Origin of the sequence: Pseudomonas sp. SO81, from assembly GCF_030374125.1 — a bacterium.
Taxonomy (GTDB): domain Bacteria; phylum Pseudomonadota; class Gammaproteobacteria; order Pseudomonadales; family Pseudomonadaceae; genus Aquipseudomonas.
The window spans coordinates 3,922,880-3,937,286 of record NZ_CP126126.1 but is presented as its reverse complement, the minus strand read 5'-3'; the positions used below and the strand labels follow the sequence as shown (position 1 = coordinate 3,937,286).

Annotated in this window: 18 protein-coding genes; 10 read left to right on the top strand and 8 right to left on the bottom strand. The window is 66.9% G+C overall.

What is annotated here, in order from left to right:
- Positions 1-2 precede the first annotated feature (2 nt).
- Positions 3-953: a hypothetical protein gene (locus OH686_RS18570; RefSeq protein WP_289534375.1), complete on the top strand. Its 951-nt coding sequence runs from the start codon at positions 3-5 to the stop codon at positions 951-953.
- Here OH686_RS18570 and OH686_RS18565 read toward each other — a convergent pair whose 3' ends face one another.
- The gene (locus tag OH686_RS18565) at positions 954-1,226 is read right to left on the bottom strand and encodes an acylphosphatase (protein ID WP_289534373.1); all 273 of its coding nucleotides are present in this window, start codon (positions 1,224-1,226) and stop codon (positions 954-956) included.
- A gap of 5 nt (positions 1,227-1,231) precedes the next feature.
- Positions 1,232-1,699 (bottom strand): TlpA disulfide reductase family protein, encoded by a 468-nt coding sequence (locus OH686_RS18560; protein WP_289534371.1) that lies wholly within the window; start codon positions 1,697-1,699, stop codon positions 1,232-1,234.
- A 30-nt stretch (positions 1,700-1,729) separates the two neighbouring features.
- On the opposite strand from OH686_RS18560, the gene OH686_RS18555 reads away from it, so the two are divergent.
- Together OH686_RS18555 and OH686_RS18550 are read left to right on the top strand one after the other, a co-directional pair.
- Positions 1,730-3,139, top strand: a complete 1,410-nt coding sequence (locus tag OH686_RS18555) for a PilZ domain-containing protein (protein WP_289534369.1) — start codon at positions 1,730-1,732, stop codon at positions 3,137-3,139.
- Between the two features lie 123 nt (positions 3,140-3,262).
- Positions 3,263-3,655, top strand: a complete 393-nt coding sequence (locus OH686_RS18550) for a hypothetical protein (protein WP_137971375.1) — start codon at positions 3,263-3,265, stop codon at positions 3,653-3,655.
- A gap of 54 nt (positions 3,656-3,709) precedes the next feature.
- Here the strand turns inward: OH686_RS18550 and OH686_RS18545 are convergent, their stop codons facing one another.
- Together OH686_RS18545 and OH686_RS18540 are read right to left on the bottom strand one after the other, a co-directional pair.
- Positions 3,710-3,901, bottom strand: a complete 192-nt coding sequence (locus OH686_RS18545) for a hypothetical protein (RefSeq protein WP_137971374.1) — start codon at positions 3,899-3,901, stop codon at positions 3,710-3,712.
- A 178-nt stretch (positions 3,902-4,079) separates the two neighbouring features.
- Positions 4,080-5,297, bottom strand: a complete 1,218-nt coding sequence (locus OH686_RS18540; RefSeq protein ID WP_289534367.1) for a YihY family inner membrane protein — start codon at positions 5,295-5,297, stop codon at positions 4,080-4,082.
- A gap of 73 nt (positions 5,298-5,370) precedes the next feature.
- Between OH686_RS18540 and arsC the strand changes: the two genes are divergently transcribed.
- The 3 genes from arsC to OH686_RS18525 are packed head-to-tail and all read left to right on the top strand — an operon-like array spanning position 5,371 to position 6,726.
- Complete coding sequence (arsC, locus tag OH686_RS18535) at positions 5,371-5,724, top strand: arsenate reductase (glutaredoxin) (RefSeq protein ID WP_289534365.1); 354 nt, start codon at positions 5,371-5,373, stop codon at positions 5,722-5,724.
- Positions 5,721-6,326, top strand: coding sequence for an NAD(P)H:quinone oxidoreductase (wrbA, locus tag OH686_RS18530; RefSeq protein ID WP_289534363.1), 606 nt, complete (start codon positions 5,721-5,723; stop codon positions 6,324-6,326). Before arsC ends, wrbA begins: the two co-directional genes overlap by 4 nt.
- Positions 6,319-6,726: a DUF2069 domain-containing protein gene (locus tag OH686_RS18525; RefSeq protein ID WP_289534361.1), complete on the top strand. Its 408-nt coding sequence runs from the start codon at positions 6,319-6,321 to the stop codon at positions 6,724-6,726. Before wrbA ends, OH686_RS18525 begins: the two co-directional genes overlap by 8 nt.
- Positions 6,727-6,745: 19 nt before the next feature.
- On the opposite strand, the gene hda is transcribed toward OH686_RS18525, so the two are convergent.
- From hda to OH686_RS18510, 3 genes are all read right to left on the bottom strand, one after another.
- Entirely contained in the window at positions 6,746-7,450 is a 705-nt protein-coding gene (hda, locus tag OH686_RS18520) for a DnaA regulatory inactivator Hda (RefSeq protein ID WP_289534360.1), read from the bottom strand.
- Positions 7,447-8,541 carry an AI-2E family transporter gene (locus OH686_RS18515; RefSeq protein ID WP_289534359.1) on the bottom strand — a complete coding sequence of 365 codons (1,095 nt, stop codon included), beginning with the start codon at positions 8,539-8,541 and terminating at the stop codon, positions 7,447-7,449. The genes hda and OH686_RS18515 overlap by 4 nt, the downstream gene beginning before the upstream one ends.
- 81 nt (positions 8,542-8,622) lie before the next feature.
- Positions 8,623-9,648, bottom strand: coding sequence for a DUF2066 domain-containing protein (locus OH686_RS18510; protein ID WP_289534357.1), 1,026 nt, complete (start codon positions 9,646-9,648; stop codon positions 8,623-8,625).
- 196 nt (positions 9,649-9,844) lie between these two features.
- Here OH686_RS18510 and purM point away from each other — a divergent pair, with 196 nt between their 5' ends.
- The 4 genes from purM (at position 9,845) to OH686_RS18490 (ending at position 12,643) form a co-directional block, all read left to right on the top strand.
- Complete coding sequence (gene purM, locus OH686_RS18505) at positions 9,845-10,903, top strand: phosphoribosylformylglycinamidine cyclo-ligase (RefSeq protein ID WP_289534356.1); 1,059 nt, start codon at positions 9,845-9,847, stop codon at positions 10,901-10,903.
- Entirely contained in the window at positions 10,903-11,550 is a 648-nt protein-coding gene (gene purN, locus OH686_RS18500) for a phosphoribosylglycinamide formyltransferase (RefSeq protein ID WP_371920095.1), read from the top strand. Before purM ends, purN begins: the two co-directional genes overlap by 1 nt.
- A gap of 8 nt (positions 11,551-11,558) precedes the next feature.
- The gene (locus OH686_RS18495; protein WP_137971364.1) at positions 11,559-12,278 is read left to right on the top strand and encodes a DUF3108 domain-containing protein; all 720 of its coding nucleotides are present in this window, start codon (positions 11,559-11,561) and stop codon (positions 12,276-12,278) included.
- 95 nt (positions 12,279-12,373) lie between these two features.
- The gene (locus OH686_RS18490) at positions 12,374-12,643 is read left to right on the top strand and encodes a Rho-binding antiterminator (protein WP_289534354.1); all 270 of its coding nucleotides are present in this window, start codon (positions 12,374-12,376) and stop codon (positions 12,641-12,643) included.
- 1 nt (position 12,644) lies between these two features.
- On the opposite strand, the gene OH686_RS18485 is transcribed toward OH686_RS18490, so the two are convergent.
- Complete coding sequence (locus OH686_RS18485) at positions 12,645-14,300, bottom strand: GGDEF domain-containing protein (RefSeq protein ID WP_289534353.1); 1,656 nt, start codon at positions 14,298-14,300, stop codon at positions 12,645-12,647.
- Between the last annotated feature and the right edge of the window lie 107 nt (positions 14,301-14,407).

Sequence of the window (14,407 nt, the reverse complement as noted above, 5' to 3'; positions counted from 1 at the left end):
GCATGTTCCAGCGACACACCCTCAGCATTGGCGCCGCCCTGCTCAGCGCCCTCCTCCTCGGCGGCTGCGCCAACCAGCTGCCGCAGCGCAGCGAGCACGAGGAGCGCTTCGAGCGCCGCCTGCTCGACCACAGCCTGCAGATCGATGTAGGCGAGCCACGGGTGCTGGAGCTGCCGCAGCGCCGGGTACGCATCCACGAGCAGAAGACCTTCGAAGTCACCGAATTCGAGGTCACTCGCCGCTACGACCGCTACACCCCCTACCAGCCCTGGCGCGAGCTGTACGAAGTGCCGCTGGGCGCGGTGGCGGTGGTCGCTGGCGTCGGCGCCAACGTGGTCAACGTGATCGCGCTCGGCCGCCTGCCGGACAGCATGACCAAGGACTGGATCAGCTACGGCGTGGCCGGCCTCAACCCGGCGATGAACGTCGAGTCCAACGGTCGCTCCCAGCAGAACCTGGCGGCCATCGAGGAAAAGCAGCACGACAAGCGCATGGAGTATTCCAGCCTGCCCTGGGCGGAACGCCCGGTGCTGGTCAAGGCCGGTCGCGAGACCCACGAGCTGACCAGCGACCGCAGCGGCGTGTTACGCCTGAACCTGCTCGACGGCCCCTTTGCCGAGCATGACGCCAGCCAGGTCGGCACCCTGCTGCTGAGCGTGGAGGATCCGCAGGACGGCGCGCGCGCCGAAGCCACCCTGCTGGTCAGCCGCAACCTGCGCGGCAAGCTGCGCGAAGCCCACGCCCTCATCTACGACGACCTCGAAGATGACGAGGTGAGCCACTGGGTACACCGGGTCAAGCGCCTGTCAGACCTGGGTCTGGAAGAGGAAGCCAGCGAGCTGGAGCAGAGCCTGATCGAGCTGACCCGCAACGATCCGGAACTGCAACAGGAGTTCCTTAAGGCGCTGATGAAGGACGCCGGTCGCCTCGCCGCCGACCCGGGCGAAGACTGATCAACGCCTGACGACGAAGCCGGTGACGCCCTGCACCGGCAGCTGCTCCAGCTCCAGCGCATCCACCCGCGCCGCCTGCGGGCCGTGCCCGAGCCAGGTCTCCAGCTCGCGCACCGCGGACTCCTCCCCCTCGACCAGCACCTCGACCCTGCCATCGGCCAGGTTGCGCACCCAGCCATTCAAGTCGAGGCGTTCGGCCTCCTCCTGAGTGTGCTGACGAAAGCTCACACCCTGCACCTTGCCGCTGACGAAACCGTGCAAGCAGATCTGCATTCCCGTTACTCCTCGGCCTGCCAGTGGGCCAGCCGTGCCTGCAGGCCGGCGGCGGTCTGCTCGCCAACCAGCCGTTCGCGCAGCCTGCCATCGGCATCGATGATATAGGTGACCGGCAACACGTTGTTGCGCGGCAGCTCCAGGCGCGACGCGGGATCCTGCGCCAGCACGGTGAAACGGATAGCGAAGGCCTCGGCAGCCTTGCTCAGCGCCTCGCCTTGCAGGGCATCGAAGTTGACCCCGAGCACCTGGGCGCCCTTGTCGCGCAGCCCGTCGTTGAGCTTGTTCAGCTCCGGAATCTCGGTGCGGCAGGGCTTGCACCACTCGGCCCAGTAATTGATCACCAACCACTGGCCTTCCAGTTGTTCAGCCGTTACCTTTCGTCCATGCTGATCGACGCCCCAGTCCTCGGCGCAGCCGGCCAGAAGAAGCCCGGCAATGACACCTATCACCATCTGGAGTGGCCTTCCCATGCATTCGCTCCTCGTGCACGCGGGGTTGATATGACGCTGGATGCTCTGCACCTGGAAGTGCCGGACATCCTCGAAGAGGATGCCACGCCACTCGCCGACCTCATGTCCGAGCTCGCCGGCGCACGCCAGCAGTCCCGCGAGGATGGCCTGCAGCAAGTGCTGAGCCTGCTGTTCCGCCTCAATCGCTGCGCCATGACCTTACTGGAAAGGCAGCGGGCCCTGCAAAGCTTCTGCGAAGAGTACCGCCACTACTGCCAGCCGCTGCGCGACGGCGCTATGCCCAGCGCGCTGTTCGTGCACCTGTGCGACGAACTGGCTGCCGGCTTCAAGCGCCTGTTGCTGCAGATACTCCAGGGACGCCAGCCCTCGCGACCGCACCTGGCGTGGTGCCTGTACATGGCCGAGCACTTCCTCGCCCAGAGCCTGCTGCGCCATTACCAGCTGTACCAGGAACCGCCGGCCTCGCTGTGGAGCGACAGCCACCTGCTGTACTGGATCGGCGAACACCAGGGCTGCCTCGACGAACACGTCGCCGCTCCGTTCCAGCCCGCCCCGGCCGGATCGTTGCGCGGCCTGTACCAGCAGATGCTGGTGCTGGCCCTGAGCAATCCCTTCCACCTGGCCGAAGGCGAATGCGCTGTCCTGTTCGGCGCCCTCACGCCGCTGGCCGAGCTCGCTCGCCTGCTGCCCTGGGACGAAGACGAAGAAGGCGAAGGCCCGCTGATCGACCTCAGCCAGGCCCACCCCTGCCTGCCCTACGACGCCGAAGTGCAAGGCGCGCCCGAATATCTGCGCCGCTTGGAACTCGGCGCCCTGCTGGTCGCCCTGCATGAGCCGGCACCGCTGCAGAGCCCGCGCGAGCGCGAGCTGCTGGAGCGGGTGCGGCAGAACTGGCTCGGCCGTCAACAACGACGCCATCCGCGCGCCGATTTCAGCGCCGATTGCAGCCTGGTGATCGGTCTGCCAGCCATCCACGCCCAACTGCTGGAAAAGCGCCCCACCAGCTGCGCCGCACAGATGCTCGACGCCAGCCCCGGCGGTGCGCGCCTGCTCTGCCACGCCGACCAGGCCGTGCAGTTGCCGGTCGGGCAACTGGCCCTGGTGCTGACCCACAGCGGCACGCCAACCCTGGCCCTGGTGCGCTGGCGCCACCTCAATCAGGAAGGCCTGCATCTCGGGCTGCGCTATCTCAAGGGCTTGCCGCGCGCGGTCTGGCTGCGCCGCGCACCAAGCGCCCAGACCCACCCCGGCGTGCTGCAGAGCACCCCCGAACCCGGCGCCGGCTGGCACCACGGCCTGTGGTTGCCCTGCGGGCAATTCGTCGAGGGCGAGAACGTCTGGCTGCAACTGGCCAACGTCAACAACCAGGCTGTGCTGCCGCTGCCCGCAGCCAATCTCAGCACTCCCACGGTGATTCGCCACCCCCTGCGCCTGGCCTGATCCTTCAGCCAGGTTCTGCGACGAAAGTCTCAGCCAGCGGAGCTTTAGTGCACAGTTTCGCCGGGGACCCCACGCCTATAATCCGCCCATTCCTATACCAACGAGTTCTGCCGGAGCCCTCCCATGTCCCAAGCCAACGACAAGCTGATCGGCCCAGTACCTGCCAGCATCGTCAATAGCGCGCGCCTGAGCGTAACGCCCTATGAGGGCCGGGTCGGGGAGTTCAACGTGGCGGTGTGGCTGCACCTGCCGGGGCTGGCCAACCTGCCGGTGTCGCTGATGGTGCGCTACCGTGACGGCAGCCAGGTACGCGAAGTGGCGGTGGATCATGGCAAGGTCAACGGGCACAACAAGGTCATGCTCTCCGGCATCGCCCGCCTGCCGATGAAGCAGAAGATCGAGGACATGCAGGTGCGCCTGCGCTCGGCGGTACCGGCGCAGACGCTGATCGTCGAGGAACTATTCGTGCAAGCCGTGGAAATGCTAGACGCCGCTTCCCGCCAGGCGCTGGCCTGACACTTCCGGCTCTTCCCCACCCCCGCCTCGGCGGGGGTTTTGTTTTTCGGGGGCTCAGAAAACCCCGAAGCGCACCACGCTGCTGGGCTTCGGCGGCTCGGCCTCTTCCGCTGCCTGGCGGGCCAGTGCTGCCAGTGACTCGGGCCAACGCGAGAAGCGCAGGCCGGTGATGCGGTTGAGCCGCTCCAACGCCTCCTCCGAGTCCCGGGGCTGCAACGGCACTATCTTGTTCTTGCTACTGCTCATTCACTCGACTTCCCTGAGTCATCAGGCCGCTAGCAGTGTGCCAGCATATAGCTGGGTAGTTGCCAGAAGCGTGCCAGCCTTCCTGGGCCGGTGGTTTCTGCGCCTCAGCGCACCTGCAGTCTCATGCGACAGACTGCACCTCGCCTTAAACTGACTTTTTTCGTCACTTCTGGCAAGCCTATTCCTTGGCACGCAGCCACTGCGCGAGGCTGCCATCGAACAGCGCCGCCTGCTGCTCATGCAGTTGCGCCAATGCCTGGCGCAGCGCCGGATACCAGACCTCGTCCAGTTGTTCCGGCAACTGCCCCGGTCGCGGCAGCGGCCAGGGGCTATGACCGAGCAGGCGATGCAGGCTGTAATGCTCAAGATCGCGACACAGCACCCAGCCACCGCCGCTGGTGCGACAGATCAACTGTTCACGCTCGAGGAAGTCGAGCACTTCTTCCCACTCGTCCTCCGGCAGCAACCAGCCTTCGCGCTGCACATCGAGATGGCGCACCGGCCGACCACGCTGCTGACGATCGTGGAATACCCGCAGTACGCCGAGTAGCACCAGCAGGCGCGGCACGGCACGACGCCGCCAGATACGCGACGACGACAGGTTGCATACCAGCTCGGCACCGAACAGCACGATCAGCCAGGACAGATAGACCCACAGCAGAAACAACGGCACCGTGGCGAAGGCCCCGTAGATCAGCTGATAACCGGGGAACAGGCTGACGAACAGGCCGAAGATGCCCTTGGCTATTTCCACCAGCACCGCGGCGAACAGCCCACCGGTCAGCGCATGCGCCAGCGGCACGCGGGCATTGGGCACCGCCGAATAGATCAGGGTGAACGCCGCCGTGCTGAACAGCAGCGGCGCGAAACCCAGCAGGGTCTTGGCGCCGATCAGCGCGTCCGGCCCGGACAGCAGCGACAGCGAGGCGATGTAGGTGGTCACGGCAAAACCGGCGCCCAGCAGCAGCGGCCCCAGACTGAGGATCGCCCAGTACAGCAAGAAGCTGGAAATACCCCGGCGCGGCTGACGCACCCGCCAGATCGCGTTGAAGGTCTTCTCGATGGTCACCAGCATGAAGAACGCGGTGACCGCCAACAGCGCCACGCCGACCCAGGTCAGGTGACGCGCCTGGGTAGTGAACTCGCGCAGGTACTGCTGCACCGTCTCGCCGGACGACGGCACGAAGTTGTGGAAGATGAAGCTCTGAATCTGCTCGCCGGTGTCCTGAAACGCCGGCACGGCGGAGAGCGTGGCGAAGGTCACGGTCATCACCGGCACCACGGCGAACAGCGTGGTGTAGGTCAGCGCGGCGGCGCTGTTAATGGCGCGGTCGGCGAGGAAACGCTGCAACAGGAAACGCCAGAACTCCACCACATCATCCAGCCGCTGCCGCATGCCCACTCCTTAGAACCCGTTTCGTGCTCGACGCGGCTAGAATAGCGCCCTCATTCGCCAATGGGCACCCGCCATGACCGATCTGACCCTCTACCACAACCCGCGCTGTTCCAAGTCCCGCGGCGCACTGGAGCTGCTCGAAGCCCGCGGCCTGACACCGCAAGTGGTGCGCTACCTGGAAACGCCACCCAGCGCAGCCGAACTGCGCGAGCTGCTGAGCAAGCTGGGCATCGGCGCCCGCGCGCTGCTGCGCAGTGGCGAGGACGAATACAAGGAGCTCGGCCTGGGCGATGCCAGCCTCAGCGATGAGCAACTGATCGCCGCCATGGCCGCCCATCCCAAGCTGATCGAGCGGCCGATCCTGATCGCCGGCAAGCGCGCCGTGATCGGTCGCCCGCCGGAGAAGGTGCTGGAGCTGCTGGCATGAGTTCGCCCTATATCCTGGTGCTCTACTACAGCCGCCACGGCGCCACCGCCGAGATGGCCCGGCAGATTGCCCGCGGCATCGAACTGGGCGGCCTGGAGGCGCGCCTGCGCACGGTGCCGGCGGTGTCCAGCGAATGCGAGGCCGTGGCCCCGGCCATCCCCGAGGAAGGCGCGCTGTACGTCAGCATCGACGATCTCAAGCAGTGCGCCGGCCTGGCCCTGGGCAGCCCGACCCGCTTCGGCAACATGGCCGCGCCGATGAAGTACTTCATCGACGGCACCAGCAGCCTGTGGCTGACCGGCGAGCTGGTCGGCAAACCGGCCGGCGTGTTCACCTCGACCTCCAGCCTGCATGGCGGCCAGGAAAGCACCCTGCTGTCGATGATGCTGCCGTTGCTGCACCACGGCATGCTGGTCTGCGGCCTGCCCTACAGCGAAGGCGCCCTGCTCGACACCCGCGGCGGCGGCACGCCTTACGGCCCCAGCCACCATGCCGGCGCCGACGGCAAACGCAGTCTCGACGAACACGAAATCGCCCTGTGCCGCGCACTCGGCCAGCGCCTGGCGAACACCGCCGCGAAACTGGAGACCACCCGTGGCTAAAACGCCCAAGCCCCTGCCCAGCCTCGAGTGGCTGGCCCCGCGCCTGAAGATCAGCCGCGCCCTCAGCCTGTTCAGCTTCGCCGCCCTGCTGGTCCTGCTGCTGGTGTGGAACCTGGCCTTCGCCGACCTGCACGGCGCGCGCACCTGGGTAGTGCTGAGCATCCAGCTGCTGCCGCTGCTGCTGCTCGCGCCCGGGTTGCTGCTGGGCAACGCCCGCGCCCACGCCTGGGCCTGCTTCGTGGTAAACATCTATTTCATCCAGGGCGTGCTGGCCGCCATCGACCCGAACCGCGCCCTGTTCGGCGCCCTGGAGACGGTGATCAGCCTGCTGCTGTTCTGCAGCGCCCTGCTCTATGTGCGCTGGAAGTTCCAGTACGACCGCAAGCTGGCGGGCGAGTAGTCTGAGCGAGCCCTGGGCCTTACCAGCCCAGGGTTTCCTTGAGGAAGGGAATGGTCAGCTTGCGCTGGGCCTGCAGCGAGGCCTGGTCGAGGCGTTCCAGCAGCTCGAACAGCGCGCTCATGCTGCGTTCGCCGCGGGTGAGGATAAAGCGACCGACTTCGTCGGTAAGGTGCAGGCCACGGCGCGAGGCGCGCAGCTGCAGGGCGCGCAGCTTGTCTTCGTCGGACAGGGAATGCAGCTGGAACACCAGCGCCAGGGTCAGGCGCGACTGCAGGTCGGGCAGCTGGATCGGCAACTCGCGCGGCGACACGGTGGCGGCCAGCAGCAGGCGGCGGCCGGAATCGCGCAGGCGATTGAACAGGTGGAACAGCGCCTCTTCCCAATCCGCACGACCGGCCACGGCGTCGAGATCGTCCAGGCAGACCAGCTCGGCCTGATCCAGGCCATCGAGCAGCTCGGGACCGTAATCCGCCACTTCGGCCAGGGGTAGGTACACGGCCTGCTCGCCACGCTGCTCGAAGCGCAGGCAGGCCGCCTGCAGCAGATGGCTGCGCCCCACGCCCTCGCCGCCCCAGAGGTAGATCAGGCTCTCGGTCCAGCCGGCATCGGCCTCGCACAGGCGCTCGACATAGCCGAGCGCGGCCGCGTTGGCGCCGGGGTAGTAGTTGGCGAAGGTGGCGTCGTCACGCAGACGCACGCCAAGGGGCAGTTGTACAGGTTTCATGCACTGGGCGGCGGTTCTTGCGAATCGCCGGAAGACTCTCCGTAAAGTGCGGAAAGTTTATAGAAATCATGCGCATGGCGCAGCAAAACCATGATCACTGCGGCCACCGGCAGGGCCAGTAGTACGCCGGTGAAACCGAATAGCTGACCGCCGGCGAGGATGGCGAAGATCACGGCGACCGGGTGCAGGCCGATGCGATCACCGACCAGCATGGGGGTCAGCACCATGCCTTCGAGCAGTTGGCCGATGCTGAACACCACGGCGATGCCGATCAGCGGGTACAGATCGAAGCCGGCGTACTGGAACAGCGCGGCCACCACGGCGGCGCCGAAGCCGACGACGAAGCCCATGTACGGCACGATGCTGGCCAGGCCGGCGAGCAGGCCGATCAGCAGGCCCAGTTCCAGGCCGACGGCCATCAGGCCGACCGAATAGATGGCGGCCAGCGCCAGCATCACCAGCAACTGGCCGCGCATGAAAGCGCCGAGCACTTCATGGCATTCGCCGACCAGACGCACGATCAGGCCCTCGCGGGCGCGCGGCAGCAGGTTCTGCAGCTTGGCCATCATCAGGTCCCAGTCGCGCAGCAGATAGAACGCCACCACCGGGATCAGGAACAGGTTGCCCAGCCAGCCGAGCAGCGCCAGGCTCGATGCGGTGGCCTGGGCCAGCAGGCCGCCGACGATGTCGGTGGTTTTGCCCAGGTGCCCGGACAGCGCCTGCTTGACCTGTTCGAAGCGCCAGAATCCCTCGGCCAGGCCGAGTTGCGCCTGCACCCAGGGCAGCGCCTGGTGCTGCGCCCAATCCAGACCCTGCGGTGCCAGCTCGTAGAGACGCACCAGCTGACGGCCGAGCATGGGGATCAGCACCAGCAACATGATCAGCAACAGCAGGCTGAACAGCCCGAAGACGATGACCACGCTCCAGGTGCGTGACAGGCCACGCTTTTCCAGGCGATCGACCAGCGGATCGCCCATGTAGGCCAGCAGCATCGCCACCAGGAACGGCGACAGGATTGGGGTGAGCAGGTAGATCAGCCAGCCACACAGGAACAGTCCGGCCAGCCACAGCCAGCGCCGCGAATCGGTCATCTCAGGCACTCCGCCTCTAGTGATGGAACCTGCACGCCCAGTGGGCAGTGCACCTATCAGTCCTTAAACGGCGAACCGCGGTTACCAGCTGAAGCGCATGAGATTGGCCGGTGCCGGAGCGGGCGCAGCCTGGGGATCGCCGCCGGCATCCAGCGGCGCGGCATCGGCCGGCACTTCCTGCAGGCCAGCCAGGCCCAGCTGGGCGCGCAGCTGCTCGGCGCTGGCGTTGACCTGCCAGACCATCTGATCGCCCTTGATTCGCACCAGGCGCGCGGCGAAGGGCTCGAGCAGGCGTTCCAGTTCAGCGTAACGCCCCAGGTCGGCGCCCTGGACTTCCAGGGTCAGGGCGCTGGCGGCGCCCGGCTTGACCAGGAAGCGCGGCGCCAGACGCTCGCTCACCGCCAGCAGCAGGGCGTCGGCCAGCGCCTTCTGATCGGCACCCTGGGCCTTGCCCTGCTCGCGGGCGTCACCCAGCCACAGGCGCCACTCGGCCTGCCACTGGCTGCCCTCTTCACGGGCCTGCACGGCCAGCAGGGCATCCGCGCCGTAGCGCTCGGAGGCCGGTTGCAGCGCATCCGGCTGGCTAGCGCCGAGGTTCTCCGGGGTAGCCACCAGTTGCTCCTGCAGATCGGCCAGCGGCAGACGCAGCGGCAGACCGCGATGCTGGGCGGCCTGTTGCAGCGGCGCGGCGGCGTCCTGGCCATCGCCGATCAGGCTGGCACCTTCGGCGCCGCTGTTCAGCCACCAGGCCAGGATGGCCGGGCGATTGGCGCCCCACAGCGCCAGGCCGGCCTGGCGCAGCTTGTTCTCGGTGGTCACAGGATCGAAGTCCACCACCAGGGTCTCGCCCTCGTAGACGTACTGGCTGACCAGTTGTTGCGGGTCCTGGCGCACGCCTTCCAGCGCCGGGCTCTGCACCGCCTTGGCATCGCCGGTCAGGCGCAGCACCAGGGTCTCCAGGGCACGATTGAGGGCGGCCGTGCGCTCCTCCGGCTGCTGGCTGGTGACCGGCTCGCGCACCTGATAGAGGCCACTGACCGTCTCGGCCAGGGCCGGCAGGCTGAATAGCGGGAGGCAAAGTGCAAGCAGGCGGGCGGACAGGCGCATCGATAGGGTCTCGGCTCGGAGGGATGTGCCGGCGCGGCACGTGAAGGGCTATACCTTAAACAGCCGCCTGCCCCCGGGCAACCGTCGCGCCCGGTGGCCGCTGGCGGGCAAGCCTGATAAAATCGCGCGCCTTCGCGGACCGGCCCGCGCCAATGCCGGTCGCCCACAGCATTCCCCCTTCTAAAGGCCTGAACCCATGAGCAAGCAACCCTCCATCAGCTACAAGGATGCAGGTGTCGACATCGACGCCGGCGAAGCCCTGGTCGAGCGCATCAAAGGCGTGGCCAAGCGCACCGCGCGTCCGGAAGTAATGGGTGGCCTGGGTGGTTTCGGCGCCCTCTGCGAAATTCCCGCCGGCTACAAGCAGCCGGTACTGGTGTCCGGCACCGACGGCGTCGGTACCAAGCTGCGCCTGGCGCTGAACCTGAACAAGCACGACAGCATCGGCCAGGACCTGGTCGCCATGTGCGTCAACGACCTGGTGGTGTGCGGCGCCGAGCCGCTGTTCTTCCTCGACTACTACGCCACCGGCAAGCTCAACGTCGACGTGGCCGCCACCGTGGTTACCGGCATCGGCGCCGGTTGCGAGCTGGCCGGCTGCTCCCTGGTGGGTGGTGAAACCGCCGAGATGCCGGGCATGTACGAAGGCGAAGACTACGACCTGGCCGGCTTCTGCGTCGGCGTGGTGGAAAAGGCCGAGATCATCGACGGCTCCAAAGTGGTCACCGGCGACGCCCTGATCGCCCTGCCCTCCTCCGGCCCGCACTCCAACGGCTACTCGCTGATCCGCAAGATCCTCGAAGTCTCCGGCACCGACATCGAAGCCACCGAGCTGAACGGCAGCAAACTGGCCGACCTGCTGATGGCGCCGACCCGCATCTACGTCAAGCCGCTGCTCAAGCTGATCAAGGACACCGGCGCGGTCAAGGCCATGGCCCACATCACCGGCGGCGGCCTGCTCGACAATATCCCGCGTGTGCTGCCGCAAGGCGCCCAGGCGGTCATCGACGTGGCCAGCTGGAACCGTCCGGCCGTGTTCGACTTCCTGCAGGAAAAAGGCAACGTCGACGAGCACGAGATGCACCGCGTACTGAACTGCGGCGTCGGCATGGTCATCTGCGTCGCCCAGGATCAGGTCGAGGCCGCCCTGGCCAGCCTGCGCGCCTCGGGTGAAACCCCGTGGGTGATCGGCCAGATCGCCCAGGCCGCCGAAGGTGCCGAGCTGGTCGTGCTGAACAACCTGAAAGCCCACTGATGGGCGACTGCAATGTCGTGGTGCTGATCTCGGGGTCCGGCAGCAATCTGCAGGCCCTGATCGACAGCATCGCCAACGACGGCAATCCGGCGCGCATCGCCGCGGTGATCTCCAACCGCGCCGATGCCTACGGCCTGGAGCGCGCCAGGCAGGCCGGCATCGCCACCCGCGTGCTGGACCACAAGCAGTTCGACGGCCGCGAGGCCTTCGACACCGCGCTGGTCGAGGCCATCGACGGCTTCGACCCGCAGCTGGTGGTGCTGGCCGGCTTTATGCGCATTCTCACCGGCAACTTCGTGCGTCACTACGAAGGCCGTTTACTGAACATCCATCCCTCGCTGCTGCCCAAGTACAAGGGCCTGCACACCCACCAGCGTGCGCTGGAGGCCGGTGACAGCGAGCATGGCTGCAGCGTGCACTTCGTCACCGAGGAACTCGATGGCGGGCCTCTGGTCGTACAGGCGGTGGTGCCGGTAGAGTCTGGCGATACGCCGGAAAGCCTGGCCCAGCGCGTGCATTCCCAGGAGCACCACATCTATCCTCTGGCGATGCGCTGGTTCGCCGAAGGCCGCCTGCGACTGGGCGCCAGCGGCGCACAACTGGACGGCAAGGACCTGCCGGCCACCGGACACCTGATCCGCACATAGGAGATTCCATGCCCCGCGTTCTGCTGATGCTGCTCGCCCTCCTGGCCCTGCCGGTGCAGGCCGCCCTGGAGCTCAAGCCCTTCTCCGCCAGCTATACCGCCGACTGGAAGCAGGTGCCGATCAGCGGCACCGCCAGCCGCAGCCTGGAGGCCCTGGACAACGGCCGCTGGGAGCTGAACTTCGAAGCCTCGATGCTGGTGGCCAGTCTCAACGAGACCAGCACCTTCCGCATGGAGAACGACGCCTTCCTGCCGCTGACCTACCGCTTCGACCGCAGCGGTCTGGGCAAGGCCAAGCAGATCGAGCTGGACTTCGACTGGACCGAGAAGCAGGTACTGGGCAACGATCGCGGAGAGCCCGTGCGCTTCCCGCTCAATCGCGGCATCCAGGACAAGTCGACCTACCAACTGGTACTGCAGCACGACGTGGCTGCCGGCAAGCAGAGCATGAGCTACCAGGTGGTCGACGGCGACGAGATCGAGACCTACGACTTCCGCGTGCTCGGCGAGGAGCGCGTGCGTACCAAGGCCGGCCTGATCGACGCGATCAAGGTCGAGCGCGTGCGCGACCCCACCCAGAGCAGCCGCAAGACCGTGCTGTGGTTCGCCAAGGACTGGAACTACCTGCTGGTACGCCTGCACCAGGTGGAGAAGGACGGCAAGGAATATCAGATCATGCTCAAGGACGGTCAGGTCGACGGCCGTACCGTCGAGGGCATCGCCGAGTAATACTCGTGCACACGAAGAAGCCGGGCACTGCCCGGCTTTTTTCTGCCCGTACTCGGCCTAACCTGTACTCCATTGCTTCAGCAGGGGGACGCACCATGAGCGACTACCAGCCGGTTTCCTGCAACCTCTACGATCACCTCGAAGTGGCCTGCCTGCAGCATTACCGCCTGGCCATCGAGCTGCGCGACGGCACCCGCCTGGAGGCCGAGGCGATCACCACCGAGACCGATGCGCAAAAGCAGGAAATCCTCGTGGTGCGCGACGCCCAGGGCCTGCACCGGCTGCGCCTGGATTACTTGCTGGCGATCACGCCACTAACTGCCGACGCCCGCTTCGGGCGAGTCGAGCTGGGCCCGCGCTGCTGACTCAGCCCTGCCCTGCAGCCATCACCTGGTTGCGACCAGCCTTCTTCGCCGCGTACAGCGCGTTGTCGGCGCAGAGGATCAGGCTCTCGCTGTCGCCCCCGTCGTCCGGATACAGGGCGTAGCCGGCGGAGAAGCTGAAGTGGCGTTGCGGCGCCACGTCCAGCGGTGCCAGTTCGCTGAAGTCCTGGCGCAGCTGCTCAACGCGCTGGGCCAGCGCCGCCTGGCTGATGCGCGGCAGCACCAGCAGAAACTCCTCGCCGCCCCAGCGACAGAGAATGTCGCCGGCCCGCGCATGGCCGCGCAGCAGGTCGGCCAGGGCCAGCAGCACCTGGTCGCCGGCCGAGTGGCCGTAGGTGTCATTGACCAGCTTGAAGTAGTCGGCGTCGATCAGCACCAGCCCCACGCCATAGCCTTCGCGTTCGGCACGGGCGATCTCCAGCGGCAGGCTGGCGTAGAGATAGCGGCGGTTGTACAGGTTGGTCAGCGGGTCGCGCTCGGCGGCGAAGCGCAGCTGGTCCTGCAACTGCTGGTTCTCGCGCAGGCGCTCGGTCAGTGCCAGATTGCTCAGGCGCAGCGAGCGACTCAGGCGATAGAAGCGCCGCGCCACCCAGGCCACCAGCAGCAGGCCGGCGAGGATCACCAGACTGGCCCAGTTGAGCATGCGACTGCCCAGGGGCTGCGGCACTTGGTAGATCAGGCCGTCGACGCTGGCGCCCGGCGGCAACATACCCAGCTCCCGGTACACCTCGGCGATGCTCTGCCAGCGCCCCTGGTGCTGGTAGCCCATCTCGATCAGGTCGGGAAACACCAGGCGGCGCATCTGCTCGGCCTCGAAACGCAGCTTGCCCTCGCTCAGCTCCGGGGCGTAGCGCTGGCGAATCAGCGCGATGCTACCGTCGACATCGGCAAACGCCTCGCGCCAGCCACGCAGGCTGGCGGCGCGGAAGGCCTCGACCAGTGCCGGATCGCCGAGCAGCAGGCGCTCGCTGGCGAACAGCGCGTCGCCGTAGAAGTCGATGCCCGCGGCACGCGGCGTCAACTCGATATAGTCGAGACCCTGCTGTTGCAGCACATAGGCCTCGTCGGTGGAGTAGCCGGAAATCACATCGACCCGGCCCTCCAGCAGGGCCTGCAGCTGGTTGTCCATGGGCGGCACGCGGATCAGGCTGTCGCGCGCGATGCCTTCGTGCTGCAGATAGGCGAACGGCTCTGCCTCGAAATCGTGCAGCAGCACGCGCTTGCCCGGCAGGTCATGCACGCTGCCGATACCGGCGGCACGGCGGGCGAACAGCACGGCCGGGGAATGCTGGAAGATCACCGCCAGGCTCACCAGAGGGCGGCCCTGCACATGGGCCAGGACCAATTCCGAGCCGGCGATGCCGAAGTCGGCGCGTTCGGCCTGCACCTCGTCCATGGCATCGACGCCCGGCCGCCAGGGCAGGATGTGCAGATCGATACCGGCCTCGCGGTAGTAGCCGCGCTCCAGCGCCAGGTAATAGCCGGCGAACTGGAACTGGTGACGCCACTTCAGCTGCAGACTGACCGGACGCAGCTCCTCGGCCTGGGCCGGCAGCACCAGCGCCAGGCAGATCAGCCAGAGGCCGCTCAGCAGGCCGCAGAAACGGCCGCGGCGCGATGCAGGATGAATAGGGGACAAGGAGGCGTAACCTCGCGCGAGATCGCTCCTGTAGGTCTAGCAGAAGCGCAGCGGGAATGAAAAACGCCGCATTCCGGCGGAAGGCGGCGTCTGTTCAGGCGTGGCGA